The organism is Streptomyces sp. NPDC087859 (assembly GCF_044742595.1).
GTDB lineage: Bacteria > Actinomycetota > Actinomycetes > Streptomycetales > Streptomycetaceae > Streptomyces > Streptomyces canus_F.
In genome coordinates, this window is record NZ_JBIUUU010000001.1 from 799,660 (window position 1) to 818,333 (window position 18,674).

18 protein-coding genes are annotated in these 18,674 nt (G+C 70.6%); 7 read left to right on the top strand and 11 right to left on the bottom strand.

Features of this window, described 5'->3' with window-relative positions; all coding sequences use genetic code 11:
• Positions 1-18 precede the first annotated feature (18 nt).
• From ACIOHP_RS03790 to ACIOHP_RS03815, 6 genes are all read right to left on the bottom strand, one after another.
• A complete protein-coding gene (locus tag ACIOHP_RS03790; RefSeq protein ID WP_401883035.1) occupies positions 19-576 on the bottom strand; it encodes a hypothetical protein in 558 nt (185 codons plus the stop codon).
• Positions 577-582: 6 nt separating this feature from the next.
• Positions 583-1,194 carry a hypothetical protein gene (locus ACIOHP_RS03795; protein WP_361546983.1) on the bottom strand — a complete coding sequence of 204 codons (612 nt, stop codon included), beginning with the start codon at positions 1,192-1,194 and terminating at the stop codon, positions 583-585.
• Positions 1,191-1,841: a hypothetical protein gene (locus tag ACIOHP_RS03800; protein ID WP_401883038.1), complete on the bottom strand. Its 651-nt coding sequence runs from the start codon at positions 1,839-1,841 to the stop codon at positions 1,191-1,193. Before ACIOHP_RS03800 ends, ACIOHP_RS03795 begins: the two co-directional genes overlap by 4 nt.
• A 45-nt stretch (positions 1,842-1,886) precedes the next feature.
• Positions 1,887-3,281, bottom strand: a complete 1,395-nt coding sequence (locus ACIOHP_RS03805; protein ID WP_401883041.1) for a hypothetical protein — start codon at positions 3,279-3,281, stop codon at positions 1,887-1,889.
• A 3-nt stretch (positions 3,282-3,284) separates the two neighbouring features.
• Positions 3,285-3,599 carry a hypothetical protein gene (locus ACIOHP_RS03810; protein ID WP_046261397.1) on the bottom strand — a complete coding sequence of 105 codons (315 nt, stop codon included), beginning with the start codon at positions 3,597-3,599 and terminating at the stop codon, positions 3,285-3,287.
• Positions 3,600-3,726: 127 nt separating this feature from the next.
• Positions 3,727-4,026, bottom strand: a complete 300-nt coding sequence (locus ACIOHP_RS03815) for a WXG100 family type VII secretion target (RefSeq protein ID WP_095046767.1) — start codon at positions 4,024-4,026, stop codon at positions 3,727-3,729.
• 307 nt (positions 4,027-4,333) lie between these two features.
• Here ACIOHP_RS03815 and ACIOHP_RS03820 point away from each other — a divergent pair, with 307 nt between their 5' ends.
• The gene (locus ACIOHP_RS03820) at positions 4,334-8,932 is read left to right on the top strand and encodes an FtsK/SpoIIIE domain-containing protein (RefSeq protein ID WP_401883046.1); all 4,599 of its coding nucleotides are present in this window, start codon (positions 4,334-4,336) and stop codon (positions 8,930-8,932) included.
• Positions 8,933-9,029: 97 nt separating this feature from the next.
• Here ACIOHP_RS03820 and ACIOHP_RS03825 read toward each other — a convergent pair whose 3' ends face one another.
• Positions 9,030-10,826 (bottom strand): protein kinase, encoded by a 1,797-nt coding sequence (locus tag ACIOHP_RS03825; RefSeq protein ID WP_401883049.1) that lies wholly within the window; start codon positions 10,824-10,826, stop codon positions 9,030-9,032.
• A 30-nt stretch (positions 10,827-10,856) separates the two neighbouring features.
• Entirely contained in the window at positions 10,857-11,705 is an 849-nt protein-coding gene (locus ACIOHP_RS03830) for a menaquinone biosynthetic enzyme MqnA/MqnD family protein (protein WP_401883052.1), read from the bottom strand.
• Between the two features lie 285 nt (positions 11,706-11,990).
• Between ACIOHP_RS03830 and ACIOHP_RS03835 the strand changes: the two genes are divergently transcribed.
• Positions 11,991-12,194, top strand: a complete 204-nt coding sequence (locus ACIOHP_RS03835; protein ID WP_003992177.1) for a cold-shock protein — start codon at positions 11,991-11,993, stop codon at positions 12,192-12,194.
• A 124-nt stretch (positions 12,195-12,318) separates the two neighbouring features.
• On the opposite strand, the gene ACIOHP_RS03840 is transcribed toward ACIOHP_RS03835, so the two are convergent.
• On the bottom strand, positions 12,319-12,888 hold the full coding sequence (locus ACIOHP_RS03840; RefSeq protein ID WP_307027369.1) for a helix-turn-helix domain-containing protein: 570 nt from the start codon (positions 12,886-12,888) through the stop codon (positions 12,319-12,321).
• A 68-nt stretch (positions 12,889-12,956) separates the two neighbouring features.
• Between ACIOHP_RS03840 and ACIOHP_RS03845 the strand changes: the two genes are divergently transcribed.
• The 4 genes from ACIOHP_RS03845 (at position 12,957) to ACIOHP_RS03860 (ending at position 14,909) form a co-directional block, all read left to right on the top strand.
• Complete coding sequence (locus ACIOHP_RS03845; protein WP_401883056.1) at positions 12,957-13,646, top strand: AzlC family ABC transporter permease; 690 nt, start codon at positions 12,957-12,959, stop codon at positions 13,644-13,646.
• Complete coding sequence (locus tag ACIOHP_RS03850; protein ID WP_401883059.1) at positions 13,643-13,957, top strand: AzlD domain-containing protein; 315 nt, start codon at positions 13,643-13,645, stop codon at positions 13,955-13,957. The genes ACIOHP_RS03845 and ACIOHP_RS03850 overlap by 4 nt, the downstream gene beginning before the upstream one ends.
• Before the next feature lie 21 nt (positions 13,958-13,978).
• Positions 13,979-14,197 (top strand): hypothetical protein, encoded by a 219-nt coding sequence (locus ACIOHP_RS03855; protein WP_307027375.1) that lies wholly within the window; start codon positions 13,979-13,981, stop codon positions 14,195-14,197.
• 67 nt (positions 14,198-14,264) lie between these two features.
• Positions 14,265-14,909, top strand: a complete 645-nt coding sequence (locus tag ACIOHP_RS03860) for a methyltransferase domain-containing protein (protein ID WP_361547008.1) — start codon at positions 14,265-14,267, stop codon at positions 14,907-14,909.
• 148 nt (positions 14,910-15,057) lie between these two features.
• Here the strand turns inward: ACIOHP_RS03860 and kstD are convergent, their stop codons facing one another.
• Together kstD and ACIOHP_RS03870 are read right to left on the bottom strand one after the other, a co-directional pair.
• Positions 15,058-16,812 (bottom strand): 3-oxosteroid 1-dehydrogenase, encoded by a 1,755-nt coding sequence (gene kstD, locus ACIOHP_RS03865; RefSeq protein ID WP_401883062.1) that lies wholly within the window; start codon positions 16,810-16,812, stop codon positions 15,058-15,060.
• Positions 16,813-16,886: 74 nt separating this feature from the next.
• A complete protein-coding gene (locus tag ACIOHP_RS03870; protein WP_401883065.1) occupies positions 16,887-17,450 on the bottom strand; it encodes a DUF6817 domain-containing protein in 564 nt (187 codons plus the stop codon).
• A gap of 153 nt (positions 17,451-17,603) precedes the next feature.
• Here ACIOHP_RS03870 and ACIOHP_RS03875 point away from each other — a divergent pair, with 153 nt between their 5' ends.
• Positions 17,604-18,512: a LysR family transcriptional regulator gene (locus ACIOHP_RS03875; protein ID WP_401883068.1), complete on the top strand. Its 909-nt coding sequence runs from the start codon at positions 17,604-17,606 to the stop codon at positions 18,510-18,512.
• The last annotated feature ends 162 nt before the right edge of the window (positions 18,513-18,674 follow it).

The window sequence follows — 18,674 nt, forward strand, 5'->3', positions numbered from 1 at the left end:
TCTCCTCGCGCGGTCCCGCTATCCCCGCCGAGCCGCCCGGCTCTTCCCCTTCCCCTTCTTGCGCAGCCTCCGCAGCCGCTCCCGCTCACCGGCCCGGCGTCGCTCGGCGCGCACGCTGCGGACCCGATACAGCGCGTAGCCCACCAGCGCCGCAGTGCCCAGGCAGGTGACGAGCGCGCTGCCCGTCCCCGGGATGTACTCGCAACCGTCACGGTACGAAGGGCAGTTCCTGCCGGGCAGGGAAGCGATGATGTACAGCACCGCACCGAATGCCGCGCCGACGCACACCGTGAGGCCGGCCATGCGTCCCGCACGCGCCGGCAGCGACTCGCTGCGAGGGCGCTCCAAGAGCTGCCGGGCACCGAGTGAGCCGAGTACCACGAGCAGACCGCAAGCCACGCCGAACCCTCGTGCTCCACCAGGCCAGTTGAGCACTGTCGGAGCCGAGGTCCGTACGAACCACTTCCAAGCGCCCATGGTCACGACGAACACGAATCCGAGGGCGATCAGGGCCAGCGCCACTCCGGCGAACATGAACCCGTCCCGGACACGGAACTCCGCCTCCGGCTCACTCATCCCCGGTCACTTCCAGTGCAGCGTGCCCGCGACCGTGTCGAACAGTTCCACCATCTGGTCGGCGAGCTGATCGATGGGCGTGGAGAAGTTCAGCAGCAGCCAGCGTGTGGTGGTCGGGATGGGCACGTAGTACGTGAGGGTGGTGGTCGGCAGGGTGTTGCCCAACTGGCGTGCGGGGTCGGCCACTTCGCGGCGGCGTTGGCGTACCGCCTTGCCGGCGACGGCCAGGTCCACCACGCCGATCTCGCCGTTGTTCCCGCGGCTCCGGTCGGCCAGGTGCTCGGCCAGTGCCTCGGCGTCCGAGGTCTCCGGCCACTCGTCGGGGCCAGGAACGCTGATGAGCAGCGAGGACGCCAGGGGAACGGGACCGACGGCCATCGTGGAGAGGTAGAGCTCCGTGCCGCCGACCTGGTAGGCGTCCTTCGCCTTGCGCTGGAGGTCCTGCATGAACTGCTTCTTCAGCAGCGGGGCGTTGTCCTGACCGCGGAACGTCAGCTCGGCGAGGGCGATGATGCCCCGGTCGCGCTCCTCCGGGTCGAGCGAGAGCTGGAACCAGCCGTCCGGGACGACGACGTTGTAGTCCGTGGGTGCCGAGGAGAACTGGTCGGCCGTCCTCATGCCGTACCCCCCTCGGTGGGACCCGTCGGCAGCGGGGTGATCCGCATCGTCCGGACCGCCTCGTCGGCCAGCTCGGCGATCTGCTCGGTGACGGCGATCTTCTCCCAGGTCACCGTGACGACGATGAGGCTCTGCATGTCGGGCGGGAAGACGGCGTACTTGATGAATTCGGTCAGCTTCCGGCCGAAGCCGAGCATGCGCTTGGCCTGGAGCATGGCCTGGATCCGTACGGCGGGTCCGGCGGCCAGTTCGAGATGGGTGATCTCGGGGGTGCCTGTGACCTGTGCGTTTCCCCACTCCAGAAGCAGCGGGATGACCTCGTCCGCGCCGGGACGCGGCACGCCCTCGTCGCCGTAGGAGTCGACCATGAGGTTGGCCAGGGCCTCCCCCGCCTCGGAGTAGTACGCCGCCGCGAGGGTGGGCACGTCGTCGTTGAGGTCGACGGCCCGCTCGACCATGTCGTCGAAGACCGCGCTCTTCTCGATCTCCAGACCGAGCGGGTTGAGCCGGTTCACGACCTCCGTTGCCAGCGCCTTGGCCTCGGCCTTGGTGCCTTCGCGCAGCGTCAGATCGATCCAGCCCGGCTGGAACTCAAAGGTGCACTCGAAAGTCTCGTCCAGCGGGGCCGGATCCTCCGGTGCGGTCATGCTCGGTCCTTTCGTGCGGGTATGGACGCTCCGTCGAGCACGGGATCAGCCACCGATACCGACCATCTTCTGGAGGTTTCCGTCCAGGCTCAGCCCGCCCAGGGTAATACCGGCCCCGACGATGGACAGACGGCTGGCCGACTTGGAGATCTGATTGATGGCGTTGGCATCGAATTGGCTGCCCAGGGCCGCGGTTCCCATTTTGATCGATTTCAGGTCGGACGCGACACCGGGATCGGCCATGGAGAATGACTTGGGGAGTCCCTTGAGCGCGCTTCCCCCACCACGCAGACCCAATTCGTTCTTGGCCGCGGCCCAGTTTCCACCGCCGGGCTTCAGCGTCTTCAGGTTCTTCGCCCACGCGGCCTTCGAGAAAGGCTCCGTGAAGGGCTCCTTGAGCGACTTCAGGATGTCGCCCTTTCCGAGCTTCAAGTCCTTTCCGGCGGCCCGCCGCAGATTCTTGTTGGCCCGGCTGACCTGACGTGCGGTGCGCGCGACTCCGGCCTTGCCGAGCCTTCCCAGAGTCCCCTTCGCGAACTTGCCCGCGATCTTGGAGAAGCCCTTTCCGACACCCATCATCAGGAATCCGAGGGCCGCCATTCCGACATCCATCCAGTCGGCGTTGCCCTGGGCGACCTGGACGAGTGTGGCGATGAAGTTGATGAGGGTCGCGATCATGGCGATGGCGCCCAGCACACCGGCCAGGGCCTGTCCGATCACCGGGATCCAGCCGACGATCAGCGAGAGGATTCCGCATACCGTGGCGACCCAGGAGGTGATCTCCGCGATGCTGTCGGTCAGGGTCTCCCAGAACCCGTCCTTCAGGGAGTCATGGTTGATGACCGCGTCCAGGGACTCACGTGCGCGCTTGGCGGCGGCGTCACGGATCCTCTTGGCCTCGTTGATCTTCTCCCGTGCGGCCTCGATCTCGTCACCGGCCGCGTTCCGCTTCGCCTCCAGGTCCTTGCGGTCCTTGTCGACGTCCTCTTTCTTGCGGTCCTTGCCGGACAGACCGTCGATGCTCTTCTGCGACGCGCTCTTGCGTTCGTCGGCTTCCTTCGCGTCCTTGAGGGCGGCGTCGGCGATCTCCTGGGCGCGGTTGAGGTCGGAGGCGTAGTTCTTCGCGCCGGCGGTCACCTTGTCCTGGTATCCACCGCCCACTTCGTCGACCCGGCTGCCGATCGCCGTGGCGGCGGTGTCGTACCTCTTGAAAACCGCCTCGAGTTTCTTGACGTTGCCCGAGGCCTTTTCGCGGAATTCCTTGCCGGCCTTGCTGTCCCAGGCCTCGACCTCGGCGACGGCCTTCAGGTTGCGGATCTGCCGTTCGACCTCGTCGGCCGTCTTGCGCAGCGTCTTGCCCAGGGACGCCATGCGGTCGGCGTCTCCGGGTATGGGGTCACTGTCCGCGACCGGGTGCCAGTCGCGTGGGCGTCCAGCCATCGGTCAGTTCCCCTTCTTCGGATCCTGGGCATCACGAAGTGCCTGGGCCAACTGATGGTCGATGTCCTCGTACGCCTGCCCCGCGGCCTTGGCTATCTGGGCCAGCACGTCGATCTCCTCCGTCAGCCTCTTTCGGCTGAGCTTCCAGTTGTCGGCGAAGTCCCCGAACTTGTCGGCGAGATCGCCGTTCCCGAAGTCGTCCTCGTACTTGCCGCCCAGATCCTCCAGGCCGTCGAACGCCTTCTTGATATTGCCGAGCCCTTTGCCCATTTCCTTGATCACTTCAAGGTCGAGCCGCTGATCGCTCTCGCCCGCCACGGCGCCCCCATCATGTCGATCCGCCGGCCCGAGCCGGCACCCCGTTGAAAACAGCCCGGCGACAGACAGCCCGGTGCGACAGGACGTTCATGTCCCGTCGCACCGAGCTGTGCCGCCCTAGGCGGGTTCAGCCCTTGGCGCTCTTCGCCAGCTGGTCGTCCAGGTCCTCGTACGCCTTCTTCGCGTTGGTGAGGAACTTGGACAGACCCTCCAGACCCTTGACGGTCTTCGCCGCGCCCTTGGTGAAGTCCTTGATGGACTCGTCGTAGGCGCCCGAGGCCTTCGTGGTGGTGAAGCCGTTGGCGACGAGCTCCTCGACACCCTTCTCGATGGACTTCAACATGTCTTCCATGTCGCCCATCGCCTTGATGAGGTCGTTGGCCTTCTTCTCCATCTCGGAATAAGTAAGGTCTGTGTCCTTGGCCATGACGGCTCTCCCTCCCGTTGCGGTCGCCGCAGGGCCATCCCCGTGGCTCGACTGATGCGATCGGGCCGGACATCACCGGCCGTCCGCATGAGCAAAGATCTTACGGGTGGGGCTGTTGGGATGACAGGGACGTCCGGCAACGGAAGCGTGAACCACTGCACATCCCGGGAGCGTCCCAGTCCTGTGAAGCCCGTGTGCAGCCCGTTGCGCAGGGGAAAGGAGCGCCGGTTAAGGTCACTCCCACTGTGTTCACTCACCTTGTGTTCAGCGTTGCGGGGGCGGCCTCAGCCCAGCGAGGAGGACGAACGTGCGCCTGAGTCTGACCGTCGTCGACCCGATCGGCGGGGCCGGCGCCGACGTGGTGCTCGACGCCGATCCGGAGTCGTCGGTCGGCGACATCACCCGGGAGCTGGCGCGGCACGTCGGTCTCGACGGCGGCGCGCAGATCATCCCCATCGGCGGACACGTCGGCGGGCAGGCGAACCCCGGGGGCGCACCGCTGGCCTACGTCGACGGCTATCCCCTGGACCCCGACGCGAACATCGTCGGTTCCGCGCTGCGCGAGGGCGCCGTCGTCAGCCTGCACGATCCGGCCGGCTGTCTGCTCGGTGAGCCGACCGGGATCGTCGAGTTCCGGGTGGCCGGCGGCCCCGCCGCGGGCGCCGTGCACCGGCTCGGCGTGGGACGGTACGACATCGGCAGCGGTCCGGCCGCGCCCCTGCGTATCGAGGATCCCGAACTCGCCGCGCGCGCGGCCACCTTGTCCATCGCCATCGACGGCGCGTGCGATGTCACCCTGCACGGCGTCGACAAGAAGGACGCCTCCAAGAAGAAGGACGACGACGACAGCGACCGTCCCCGTCTCGACGGCGAGGACTTCGACGGCGGCTCCTGGCCCCTCGGTTCCCAACTCGCCCTCGGCAACACCCTTTTGGAGATCGACGGCTACAGCCCGCCGAACGCGGCGCTGAAGTGGTCGGAGGACGGCGCCGGGCTCGACTACAACCGGCCTCCGCGGCTGCGCCCGGCGGAGCGCAAGACACAGTTCCGGCTGCCCTCTCCTCCCAGGGACTACGAGGCACGGCCGCTGCCCTGGCTGATGGCGCTGTTCCCGCTGGTCGGCGCCGTGGTCTCGGTCATGATCTTCGGCCGCTGGTACTACATGATCATGGCGTTGATGAGCCCCCTGATGCTCTTCGGCAACTACTTCATGGACAAGAAGCACGGGCGCAAGTCCCATGCGAAGCAGGTCAAGGAGTACAAGGAGACCAAGGAGCGGATCGAGAAGGACGCCGAGGACGCGCTGCGTCTGGAGCGGCTGGACCGGCGCAGGGCCATCCCCGACCCGGCCGCCGTCCTCGCCTTCGGCACCGGGCCCCGTACCCGGCTGTGGGAGCGGCGGCGTACCGACGCCGACCACCTGCTCCTGCGCGTGGGCACCGGCCGGGTCCGCTCCGAGGTCGTCCTCGACGACCCCGAACAGGACGAGCACAAGCGTCAGGTCACCTGGAAGATCCAGGACTCGCCCGTCGCCCTGCCGCTGCGGGATCTCGGGGTCGTCGGTATCGCCGGTCCCGGTGACTCCGCCCAGGCGCTCGGGCGGTGGGTCGTCGCCCAGACCGCCGTGCTGCACAGCCCGATGGACGTGCAGTTCTATGTGCTCACCGAGAACGAGGCACACCCGCGCTGGGACTGGGTGCGCTGGCTGCCGCACGCCCGTCCGTCGAGTGGCCAGGACGTCAACGTCCTGATCGGGACGGACGCCGAGACCGTCGGCGCGCGCGTCGGCGAGCTGACCCAGCTGCTCGACGCCCGGCAGAAGGCCCTCAAGGAGAACAACAACAGCGGCGGCGGTCCCGCGTTCTCCGACCCGGACATCGTCGTCGTATGGGACGGGTCGCGGCGGCTGCGGTCGATGCCGGGTGTCGTACGGCTGCTGCGGGAGGGCCCGGCCGTGGCCGTCTACGCGATCTGTCTGGACGAGGAGGAGCGGTTCCTGCCCGGCGAGTGCCAGGCGTACGTCGTCGCCGAACCGCGGCGCCTCGAGGAGACCGCCGCCGCTTCGGCGATGGGCGTGCCGCAGGCCTCGGCCGGCGGCTTCCCCTCCTTCCAGGCCTGGCACCAGGGCGCCGGGCAGGACCGGCAGGACACCGAGCAGGCCCTCGAACTGCGGCTGCGGGTCGAGCAGACCGGCTCCCGCCGCAGGACCGACGTCCGGCCCGACTTCGTCTCCGCCGCCTGGTGCGCACGGCTGTCCCGGTCGCTGTCGCCGCTGCGGGACATCAGCGGCGAGACCGAGGACTCCGCGCTCCCGTCCTCCAGCCGGCTCCTCGACGTGCTCCAGCTGGAACCGCCGACGCGCGACGACATCGCCGCGCGCTGGCGCATGGGCGGGCAGTCCACCATGGCGGTCATCGGCGAGTCGTACGACGGTCCCTTCGGCATCGACCTGCGGCGCGACGGCCCGCACGGACTCATCGCCGGTACGACCGGTTCGGGTAAGTCGGAGCTGCTCCAGACGATCGTGGCCGCGCTCGCCGTCGCCAACACCCCCGAGAACATGACGTTCGTCCTCGTGGACTACAAGGGCGGATCCGCCTTCAAGGACTGCGTCAAGCTCCCGCACACCGTCGGCATGGTCACCGACCTCGACGCCCACCTCGTCGAGCGCGCCCTGGAGTCGCTGGGCGCGGAGCTGAAGCGGCGCGAGCACATCCTCGCCGCTGCCGACGCCAAGGACATCGAGGACTACCAGGACCTGGTGCGCCGGGACCCGTCCCACGCGCATGTGCCCCGACTGCTCATCGTCATCGACGAGTTCGCGTCCATGGTCCGTGACCTGCCCGACTTCGTCACCGGCCTGGTCAACATCGCCCAGCGAGGCCGCTCCCTCGGCATCCACCTCCTGCTGGCCACCCAGCGGCCCAGCGGTGTCGTGTCGCCCGAGATCCGCGCCAACACCAACCTGCGGATCGCGCTGCGCGTGACCGACGCCGGTGAGTCGACCGACGTCATCGACGCGCCCGACGCCGGTCACATCGCCAAGAGCACCCCCGGTCGCGCGTACGTCCGTCTCGGCCACGCCTCTCTCGTCCCCTTCCAGTCGGGCCGCGTCGGCGGCCGCCGCCCGGGTGCCGCCGATCCCACCGCGCTCGCGCCGTGGGCCGGTCAGCTGGCCTGGCAGGACCTGGGCCGGGCCGGGCTCAGCAAGCCCAAGTCCGAGGCCCGCGAGGACGACGAGATCACCGACCTCAAGGTGCTGGTGGACGCCGTACGGGAGGCCAACCAGGCGCTGGGCATCCCGGCTCAGCACTCCCCGTGGCTGCCCGCCCTGGACGAGACGCTGCTGCTGGACGAGATTCCCGCGGTGCAGGGCCGGGGGTCGCTGCCGGCGGCGCCGTACGGCATCGAGGACCTGCCGTCCGACCAGGCCCGCCGCCCGGTCGTGGTCGACTTCTCCACGTTCGGGCACCTGCTCGTCGCCGGCGCCCCGCGCAGCGGCCGCTCGCAGGTGCTGCGGACGATCGCCGGTTCCCTGGCCCGTACGTTGTCCAGCGCCGATGTCCATCTGTACGGCATCGACTGCGGCAACGGCGCCCTGAACGCGCTGACCAGCCTGCCGCACTGCGGTGCGGTGGTCAGCCGTAACCAGCAGGAGCGCGTCATCCGGCTCTTCAGCCGGCTGACCGGTGAACTCAACCGCCGCCAGGAGCTGTTGGCGGAGAAGGGTTACGCCGACATCGGCGAGCAGCGTTCCTTCGCCGCCGAGGACGAGCGGCTGCCGCACATCGTGGTGCTGCTCGACCGCTGGGAGGGCTGGCTGCCCACGCTCGGCGAGTACAACCACGGTGATCTCACCGACCAGGTGATGGCGCTGATGCGGGAGGGCGCGAGCGTCGGCCTGCATCTGGTGATCACCGGCGACCGCCAGCTGCTGACGGGGCGGATCTCCTCCCTGACCGAGGACAAGTACGGTCTGCGTCTGGCGGACCGCGGCGACTTCTCGATGCTGGACATCAACGCCCGCAAGATCCCCGAGGAGATCCCGCCCGGCCGCGGGTACGCCAGCGAGACGGCCACGGAGACCCAGTTCGCGCTGCTGGCCGAGGACACCACCGGTCAGGGCCAGGCCGCGGCGCTCGTCGCGATCGGCGAGGCCGCGGCCGCGCGGGACGCCGAACTGCCGCGCTCGCGCCGCCCGTTCCGGGTGGACGTGCTGCCCAGCCGGATCTCCTTCGCCGATGCCTGGGCGATGCGCGACCCGGCGGCCGGTGCCTCGCCGCTCTGGTCCCTGGTGGGTGTCGGCGGCGACGAGCTCACCGCCTTCGGCCCCGATCTCTCCCAGGGCGTCCCGGCGTTCGTGATCGGCGGGCCCGCGAAGTCCGGACGCAGCACGGTGCTGCTGAACATCGCGCGGTCCTATCTCGCCCAGGGCGTACGGCTGATCCTCGCGGCCCCGCGCCCGTCCCCGCTGCGGGAACTGGAGGGGCAGGAAGGTGTTCTGAAGGTCTTCACGGGCCGGGACATCGACGAGGACGAGATGGAGGAGCTCATCGGCTCGGCCAGCCCGGAGCAGCCGATCGTCACCCTGGTCGACGACGCGGAGGTGCACGACGACTGCGACGCCGAGGACATCTTCAAGCGCATCGTGGAGCGCGGCGTCGAGGAGGGCCTCGCCGTCGTCATCGCCGGTGACGAGGAGGAGATCTGTGACGGCTTCTCCGGCTGGCAGGTCGACATGAAGAAGGCCCGGCGCGGCATCCTGCTGTCCCCGCAGGACAGTTCCGCGGGCGAGCTGATCGGCATTCGCACGAACCGGAGCATGGTCGGCGGCCAGATCACACCGGGCAAGGGCATGCTGCACCTGGGTACCGGGGAGCACATGACCGTCACGACGCCGACGTAGCGAACCGGGGACGCGAAGGGGCCGCGGGACGCATCACCGTCCCGCGGCCCTTTCGGCTTTCCGGACAGCCCTCGCTCTCGGACATCTCAGCCCGCCGTCAGCCGACCTTCGACATCCGCGCCTCGGGGTTCCCCTCCGCCGCGCTCTCCGAGACGTACTTCAGATCGCCCCCCACCGACTCCAGCCGCACCGTGTGAGCCGCCGGGTTGCAGCCGCCGTGGTTGCCCTTCGCGCCCACGGAGGTCGCCACGAGACCGGTCTTCGTCACTTCCTTCAGGGTGAGTACGTCGTTGCAGACACCGCCGAAGATGTCCGTCTGCCTGAGCTTGCCCAACTCCTCGCCCACGGCGGCCTCTTCGACGGTCAGCCGGAAGGTGCCCATGGGAATGCCGGAGCCGCTGCCCTGCCCTTCCCACGTGCCGAGGTAGGCGTCCGGGACCACCTGCTCCGGCGGCTCGGCCGTGCCGGAGTCCTCGGCCGAGGGCAGCGCCGAGGTCGAGGTGCCGGGCGTGGCGTAGGAGGAGTCCGAACCCGCGCTGCCCGCGTCGTCGTTGTGCCCGCCCGGCATCAGGTCGAACACCAGCACCGACCCCACCGTCACCGCCGCCAGCGCCCCCGCCACGGCGAGCGCGACCGTGCAGCTCATCCGCCGGCCGCGGCCTTCCACCCCGGGCGCCGAGGTGGCCGCCACGGAGACGGTGAGCCTGCCCGGGCGGGCGTCGGACGGCGGAACGGCGTCATGGGGTCCGGGCCCGCGCGGCTCGGGCACGGCGCCGGACTGATGGCCCCCGGGGGCGAAGTCGGGTGGCGCCGGCGTGGACAAGGACGGCGCGACCACGGCGGCGGGCCCGGACACGGCCCCCGGCATGACCGGCGGCGGCCCGAACTCCCCGGCCGTCGGCGCACCGGCGGCGGCCCCGGCCGTCGGAGCCACGGCTCCCGCCGCCTCCCCCACCGACGCGCTGCTGAATCCCACGGGGCCGGAGGGGGCCTCCCCGGACGCCTCCAGGTTCAGCAACCGCACCGCGCCCCGGCTCACCTGCTCCACCAGTGCCCCCGGCAGCCACCCGCCGGCCACCAGCCGTGCCGCGCCCTCCGGGGCCAGCCGTCGGGCCAGCTCGCCCGGGGTCGGCCGGGTTCCCGGCGTCTTGGCGAGGCACTCCGCCGCCAGTTCCCGCAGCTCTCCGCGCAGCGCGCCGAGTTCGGGCTCCTCGTGTACGACCTTGTAGAGCAGGGACGCCGAGGAGTCCCCGGGGAACGGCGGTTCGCCGGTCGCCGCGTACGCCAGCACCGCGCCCAGCGAGAAGACGTCGGCCGCCCCCGTGATCTTCTTCCCGAGGATCTGCTCGGGCGACATGTAGCCGGGCGAGCCGATGGAGACACCCGTCGACGTCAGGGACGCCGTGCCGTCCACGGCCCGTGCGATCCCGAAGTCGATCAGTAGCGGGCCGTCCAGGGTCAGCAGCACGTTCGACGGCTTCACATCCCGGTGCACGAGACCCAGTTCGTGCACCGCCGCCAGCGCCTCGGCCAGCCCCGCCCCGAGCACCCGTACCGAGTGCTCGGGCAGCGGGCCCCCGTCCGCCACCGCGGCCGACAGGGACGGTCCCGCCGCGTAGGCCGTGGCCACCCACGGCACCGCCGCGTCCGGGTCCGCGTCCAGAACCGGTGCCGTCCAGGCGCCGCCGACCCGCCGGGCCGCCTCGACCTCGCGCCGGAAACGGGCGCGGAACTCCTCGTCGAGGGCGAAGTGCGGATGCACGATCTTGACGGCGACCGTACGGCCGCCGGCACTGCGCCCCAGGTAGACCCGGCCCATACCGCCGGAGCCGAGCCGGCCGAGCAGGCGGTAGGGCCCGACGCTGGTCGGTTCGTCGACTGCGAGCGGCTGCATGCTGCCTCCCCCATAAGGTTCAGATGCAGGTTAGGGCTGGAGCAGTTCCACCTTCACGTCCGCGGGGAAACCCGTCGTCGGCCCCACCCGCCGCGCGAACTCCGCGACCGCCTCCAGCTGCGGTCCCCCGAAGCGGAAGTCGAGGGTGGTGAAGTACCGCTCCAGGACCTGCTCGTCGAACTCCTCCCAGCGTGCCGCCTGTTCGGCGACCTTGCCGACCTCGTCGAGCGAAAGGTTCCGGGAGGCGAGGAAGGCCTCGTGGACCTTGCGGGTGATCACCGGTTCGCGTTCCAGATAGTCCTTGCGCGCCGCCCAGACCGCGAAGACGAACGGCAGGCCGGTCCACTCCTTCCAGAGCGCGCCGAGGTCATGCACCTCGAGGCCGTACTTCGGGCCGTCGAGCAGGTTCGCCCGCAGTGCCGCGTCGCCGATCAGGACCGCCGCCTCGGCCTCCTGCATCATCAGGCTGAGGTCGGGCGGGCAGGCGTAGTAGTCGGGGCGTACGCCGTAGCGGTCGGACAGGAGGAGCTGGGCGAGGCGGACCGACGTACGGGAGGTCGACCCGAGGGCCACCCTCGCGCCGTCCAGCTCGTCCAGCGGGACCTTCGAGACGATCACACAGGACATCACCGGGCCGTCGCAGCCGACGGCGATGTCGGGGAACGCGACGAGGTCGTCGGCGTTGCGCAGGAACTCGACGAGGGTGATGGGACCGATGTCGAGATCTCCCCGCACCAGCTTCTCGCTGAGCTTCTCCGGGGTGTCCTTCGTCAGCTCGAAATCGAGGAGTGTGCCCGTTCTCGCGAGCCCCCAGTACAGGGGCAGGCAGTTCAGGAACTGGATGTGGCCGACGCGCGGCCGGGTGCGTGAATTGTCCACATCGTGAGGCTAGACCCTGTTGACTGCCGTACGATGGGCACCCCCACCGTCAACCCGACACGAGCGAGATCAAACGTCCGGGTGACGTGATCTTGGCCTCTGTTGCTTTCGGCTGCCCACATGCTAGGCTCGCCGCAAGTTGCAGTTTGGTTTCCCTTGCAGTACAGAGCCTGCGGAGCATGTGACCGCGGGCTCTAGTCGTTTTCAGACGTATGCAGTTGTGCGGCACCGTTTCACACTTGCAGGTTCTGGAGCAGGGCAACCCTTTGGGCCCAAGGAGGGCTTATGGCTACCGGAACCGTGAAGTGGTTCAACGCCGAAAAGGGCTTTGGCTTTATCGCCCAGGAGGGCGGCGGCCCGGACGTCTTCGTCCACTACTCCGCCATCAACGCGAGCGGTTTCCGTTCGCTGGAGGAGAACCAGCAGGTCTCCTTCGACGTGACCCAGGGCCCGAAGGGCCCGCAGGCGGAGAACGTCACCCCCGTCTGAGACTCCTGAGTCTCTGATCCGGACCTGAGTGCAGTACCCAAGGAGCCCCGTGCCGCAAGGCAACGGGGCTCCTGCCTTTTCCCGTACCGCGCTCGTACAGCGCTCGTACGGCACCCGCACGGCCCTACATGTGCTGCATGACCAGCACGAACGTCGTCCCGGGCAGCAGCGCCTCGTAGGAGTGCGCCACATCCCCGCGGTACGCCATGTAGTCCCCGGGCTCCAGCTCGACCTCCTCGCCCTTCGGCCCCGCCTTGACCCGCCCGGTGCTCACGATCAGGTGTTCGACCGAGCCGGGGATGTGCGGCTCCGAGTCACGGGCCGCGCCGGGCTCCGCGGTGATCCGGTAGATGTCCCGCCGCGCCCCGGGCGGACTGGAGGACAGCAGCGCGCCGACGTAGTTCGCCTGCTCGGACGCCACCGACGGCCCCTGCCCCGCCCGGATGACCTGCACCGACGGCGCCGGTGGCTCCACCAGGGCGCTGAACGGCACCCCCAGCGCCACCGCCAGCGCCCACAGCGTCTCCACGCTCGGGTTCCCGCCGCCCCCCTCCAGCTGCGACAAGGTCGACTTCGCGATCCCGGCCCGCTTGGCGAGCTCGGACAGTGAGAGCCCGACGCGGGCGCGTTCCCGCCGCAGCGAGGCGGCGATCCACTCCAGGGGCAGTCGGGCGGGCGGCTGGCTGTCGGACATGCTGTTCGCTCCATCGGTACGAACGTTCGCCTTGACGAACGCGGCCTCTCCTGTCCACTGTAGAGAACATGCGTACGGCAGAGCGAACACCGCGCTTCCCCTTCGCCCCGGATCTGATCCGGGACGCCTCCCTCGTCTGGCTCGCCAGCGGCGTCGTCGGCGTCTCCTTCGGCGCGATCGCCGTCGCCGGCGGGCTGCCGGTGTGGGTGCCGGTGGTGATGTCCCTCGTCGTCTACGCGGGCTCCGCCCAGTTCAGCGCGGTCGGCGTACTGCTCGCCGGCGGCGGTCCGCTCGCCGCGGCGGCCACCGGCCTGCTCCTGAACACCCGCACGGCGGCCTTCAGCCTCGCCGTGGCCGACATCCTCGGCAAGAGCCGGACGGCACGGCTCGTCGGGGCGCACCTCGTCACCGACGAGACGGTCGCCTTCGCCCTCGCCCAGAGCGATCCGGTACGACGCCGTACGGCGTTCTGGGTCTCGGGGCTCGGCCTGTTCGCCGTGTGGAACATCGGTGTCCTGGCCGGAGCCCTCGCCGGCGACGCCCTCGGCGACACGGCCCGGTACGGCCTGGACGCGGCTTTCCCCGCCGTCCTCGTCGCCCTGGTGCTGCCCGTGCTGCGCAGGGACGCGGCCGTACGTCGATCCGCGGTGCTCGGCGCCTGCGTGGCGCTGGCCCTGGCTCCCGTCGCCCCGGCGGGCGTCCCCGTGCTGCTGGCCCTGGCGGGACTCCTGGCCTTCGGCCGGAGGCGGTCGGCATGAGCGCGACGGTCGCGATGATCCTGGCGCTGGCGGTCGGGACGTACGCCTTCCGGCTGGTCGGCCCGGCCCTGCACGGACGCGTCGAGCTCCCCGCGCGCGTGCAGGAGCTGCTCTCCGCCGGTGCCGTCGTGCTCCTGACCGCCCTGCTCGCCACGGGGGCGCTGACCGAGGGCGGCGGCTTCGCCGGGTGGGCGCGGCCGATCGGGGTGCTGGTCGGGGGTGTGCTGGCCTGGCGGAAGGCGCCGTTCGTGGTGGTGGTGCTGGGGGCGGCGGGAACCGCGGCGGTGTTGCGGACGTTCGGAATGGCGTAACGGATCTCAGGGGGACGATCAGTGCGGAAGCATGAACACGAAGAGGGCGGCGGATCCACGGCCGACAGCCGCTGGGCGCTCTGCATATCCGTCGGGCTCTCGCTCGGCACGGCTCTCGGCCTGCTGCTGGGGATGGACGTCTTCGACGACCTCGGACTCGGGCTGGCCCTGGGGATCGGGCTGGGTACGGCCGTGGGGACGGGTGTCGGCGTGGGGCTGACGCGGCGGCAGGGCGAGTAGGCGGCCGCCGGGCAACAGGTCTCTGCCGACCCGCCGTTGTCAGTGGGGGTGGCTAGGGTCCCGGAGCATGACCGACTCCGATTTCCTGACCAGTACCCGGGCGTTCTACGACACCATCGCCGAGGACTACGCCGAGCGGTTCCGTGACGAGTTGACGGTGACGCCGATCGAGCGGGGGCTGATCGACGCCTTCGCCGAACTCGTGGGCAAGGGCGCCGCGGTGGCCGACCTAGGGTGCGGTCCGGGGCGGGTGACCGCGTATCTGGACTCCCTCGGGTTGTCGGTCTTCGGGCTCGACCTGTCGGCGTCGATGCTGGCGATCGCCCGGCGGGAGAACCCGGGGCTGCGGTTCGAGCAGGGGTCGATGCTGGAGCTGGACGCGGCCGACGGGTCGCTCGCGGGGGTCGTGTCCTGGTACTCGTCCATCCACACCCCTGTGGACAAACTCCCCTCCCTGTTCGCCGAGTTCAGACGGGTCCTGGTCCCGGGCGGCCATCTGCTCGTCGCCTTCCAGGTCGGCGACGAACCGAAGCGGCACGACCGGCCGTTCGGCCATGACGTGATCCTCGACTTCCAGCGGCGGCGCCCGGAGGCGATCGTGGAGCTGCTGGAGGCGGCCGGGTTCGCGATGGTCTCGCGGACGGTGCGCGAGCCCGGCCACGAGTGGGAGTCCACGCAGCAGGCGTTCCTGATCGCCCGCAGGCCCGCCTGAGCGCTCCGCTGGAGGTGCCGCGATATGCCGTCGGTCGTCTGCGGATCCGTCGTGGCTGGTCGCGCCCACGCGGCGGTAGCCGCATATCGATACAGCCCCGCGCCCCTTCAGGGCGTTGCCGAACCGCAGTCGACTCCACCCGGCCCGCTCAGAGATCCCTGGCCGCGATGTAGCCGAAGGTCATCGCCGGGCCGATCGTCGAGCCGGCGCCGGCGTAGCTGCGGCCCATGACCGCGGCGCTGGCGTTCCCGGCGGCGTACAGGCCGGAGATGACCGAGCCGTCCTCCCTCAGCACCCGCGCCCGGGCGTCCGTGCGCAGGCCGCCCTTGGTGCCGAGGTCGCCGGGGACGATACGGAAGGCGTAGTAGGGAGGCAGCCAGAGGGGGGCGAGGCAGGAGTTGGGGAGGACGGAGGGGTCGGTGTAGTAGTGGTCGTAGGCGCTGTCGCCGCGGTGGAAGTCGGTGTCCGTGCCTTGCCGGGCAAGGGAGTTGAAGCGGTCGACGGTCGTGCGCAGCGCCGCCGGCGGGACGCCGATGGCGGTGGCGAGGGCATCGACACTCCAGGCCTTCTTGGCGGCGCCCGAGCTGTACCAGTCGTCGGGGAGGACGAAGGTCGGCGCGACGTCCTTGAAGAGGTACCGGTTGCGGTAGTTCTGGTCGGTGATCAGCCAGGCCGGGATGTCCGGGTCGGTGGGGTTGCGCTCGTACATCGTGTGGACGACATCGCTGTAGGGACCGGCCTCGTTGACGAAGCGACGGCCGGCGGCGTTGACGAGGAGCGTGCCCGGGAGGGTGCGTTCGGCGAGACAGAAGTACGGCTGGCCCGGGAGCGGGATGGCGGGCCCCCACCAGGCGTCGTCCATCAGCGCGACGCCCGCGCCGACGCGCTGCCCCGCCCGTATCCCGTCCCCCGTGTTCTCCTTCGCGCCGACGGTCCAGTCGACGCCGATGGGCTGCTGCTGGTACTGGGTGCGCATGGCGAGGTTGTGCTCGAACCCGCCGGAACCGACGATGACGCCTCGGCGCGCCCGGTAGAGACCGCCGGGGACCACCGCCCCGGCCACGGTGCCGTTCTCGACGAGGAGGTCGGTGAGCGGGGTGTTCAGCCTGACCGGCACGCCCGCGTCCAGCAGCCCCTTGCGCAGTCCGGCGGCGAGCGACTGCCCCATGGTGAGGGGCTTCTGCCCGAGCGTGAGCGCCTTGGTGCCGCGGGCCAGACACTCCGTGGCGACGGCGAGGCCCTTGGCACTGACCGCGGAGAGGGCGAGCCACTTGTAGTCGGCGCTGAAGACGACCATGCCGTCCGGGACGGCCATGTACGGCGGGTTCAGGTGGGCGAGCTCGGCGCCCAGGATGCGGCCGTCGAGGTAGTCGGGCTCGATGGAACGCCCGTTGGGCAGACCGCCCGGCAGCTCCGGGTAGTAGTCGCTGTACCCCTCCATCCAGCGGAACCGCAGCGGGCTGTTGGCCATGACGAAGGAGATCATGGCGGGACCGTTGGCGAGGAAGGCCTGCTGCCGGGCCGCGGGGATCTCGGGCCCGACGACCGCGGCGAGATAGGCGGCGGCCTTCGCGGGGGTGTCCGGTACGCCGGCGGCGAGGATCACGGAGTTGTTGGGGATCCAGATCCCGGCACCGGAACGGGCCGCGGACCCGCCGAAGGTGGGCGCCTTCTCCAGGACGACACAGCTCAGACCCCGCTTGGCGGCGGTGAGGGCGGCGGTCATGCCGGCGGCACCGGAGCCGATGACGACGACGTCGTACGTCCCGAGGAGAGGCAGGTCGGCGGCGTCGGCGCCCTGCTGCACCCCGGTCGCGACGGCCAGTCCGGCGGCCGCGGTGGTGCCGAGGAGCTGCCTGCGGGTGGGTCTCGGTCCTGGGGGGTCCGCGCTCGTGGTCGTCATGGTCACTCCCGCCCGGTATCGGGTTTTCTGAGGGTGTGTCAGAAAGGGGAATGTGACGCGGGGACCATGTGAAGTCAAGGGCCTTGCAGGGGGGTTGGGCCGAGCAGTACGGCGAGACAGTCCTCGTGGGCGGGTCGGCTCAGGAGCGCGCGGAAGCGGGTGAAGAGGGCGAGCAGGTCGGGACCGTAACGGTCCCGGAAGGCCGGGTCCTCGGCGGCGAGGTCGATTTCGTTGGCGGCGGTGAGCTCGGCGAAGTCCTGGCGGCAGGCGGGACCTGGGGCGTGTGCGCGCCCGGTGAAGCGGTCGTGGAACGGTGAGCCGGGAGCCGCGAGCGTCGGATACGTGGCCTTGCGGTCGCAGCTCGCGTAGCAGTACACGATCGCCTCCGCCTCCTCGCCGATCGCCGCCACGAGATCGGAACGCCGGTCGAGCGGGAGCAGTACCTGCGGGAAGCCGTCGGTGCCGTAGAAGGCATGGCACAGGCCCGCGAGTTGGAGGACGGGGCGGGCGTTCCAGGTGGCGAGGCGGGTGCGGACGCGGTGGAGGTGGGTGAGGAGCGTGCCGCCGGGGTGGGGGATGCCCTCGGCGCCCAACTCCCTTAGCAGCGACTCGGCTTCAGCCATCGGGTCGTAGGCCATGGGACGTCCCTTCAACCGGGTGGGTCGGCACCCGCTCCGTCCCGGGGTGGAGCGGGTTGCCGCCCGTTGGGCCCTGGGTTGATCGTCGTACACCTGTTGAGGCCAGTCAATCCTTGGGATTTGTCGCTGGACCCAAGTGTTAGCTTGGGTTTCATGACCCTCGACGACCTGCGGGTGTTCGTGGCGGTGTGCCGGGCCGGGAGCCTGAGCGCGGTCGCCCGGGAGCTCGGGTGTACGCAGTCCGCGGTGAGTCAGCATGTGAAGCGGCTGGAACGGGAGACGGGGGTCGCGCTGCTGGAGCGGCAGCCGCGGGGCGTCTCGCCGACACCGGCGGGCCGTCTGCTGGAGGGGGCGGCCGCGGAGGGTATCTCCGGACTGGACCTCGCCGTACGGCAGTTGCGCGACCTGGCCGACGGCGAGAGCGGATTCGTGCGGGTGGCCACGGGGGCGACGACCGTACGGCACTTCATGGGGGACGCGGTCGTGGAGTACCGCCGCCGCTATCCGCGCGTGAACCTGGAGTTCCGTACGGTGAGTTCGGGGCGCGGCAGCCTCGACGCGCTGGCGGACGGCACGCTGGACCTGGCGTGGATCACGCTCGGACCGCCGGTGCGGGGCATCGAGCAGCGCATGGTGGCCGAGCTGCCGTGGGTGCTGGCGGTGCGTTCCGACGATCCGCTGGCGGGGCACGAGCGGTTGGAGGCGGCGGCCGACCTCACGGACGTACGACTGACGGGGCTGCCGCCGAACTCCGCCTCCGCCGCCCATCTGGACGCGGCCTGCGCGGAGTTGGGGGTGCGGCTCGCCTACGACACGAGCGTCGCCGACTGGGACACGGCCCTGCTGCTGGCCGAGCTGGGGGTGGGCCGGGCGGTCGTGCCGGTGCTGCCGGGGCTGGCGGAGACCGGTTCGGGTGAGCTGAGGCTGATCCCGTTGCCGGACCTGCGTCCGCTGCCGGTGGGGTGGGCCGTACGGCGGTGGGATGCGCTGAGTCCGCCGGCGCGGGCGTTCGCGGACACGGTGGTGGAGTGGCGGGGGCGGCGGGTGAGCGGGGGGCGCTGAGCCGGTCGTGCGGGCAGTGGCGCTCCGGGCGGTGGGGGGGGGGGGCGCCCGCGCCCCACCCCCCCCCCCCCCCCCCCCCCCCGGGGGCCGGGGGGCCCCCCCCCCCCCCGCCAGTTACAGTGGGGCCGTGGCCGGGGCACCGGGGGGCCGGCCGGGGCGCAC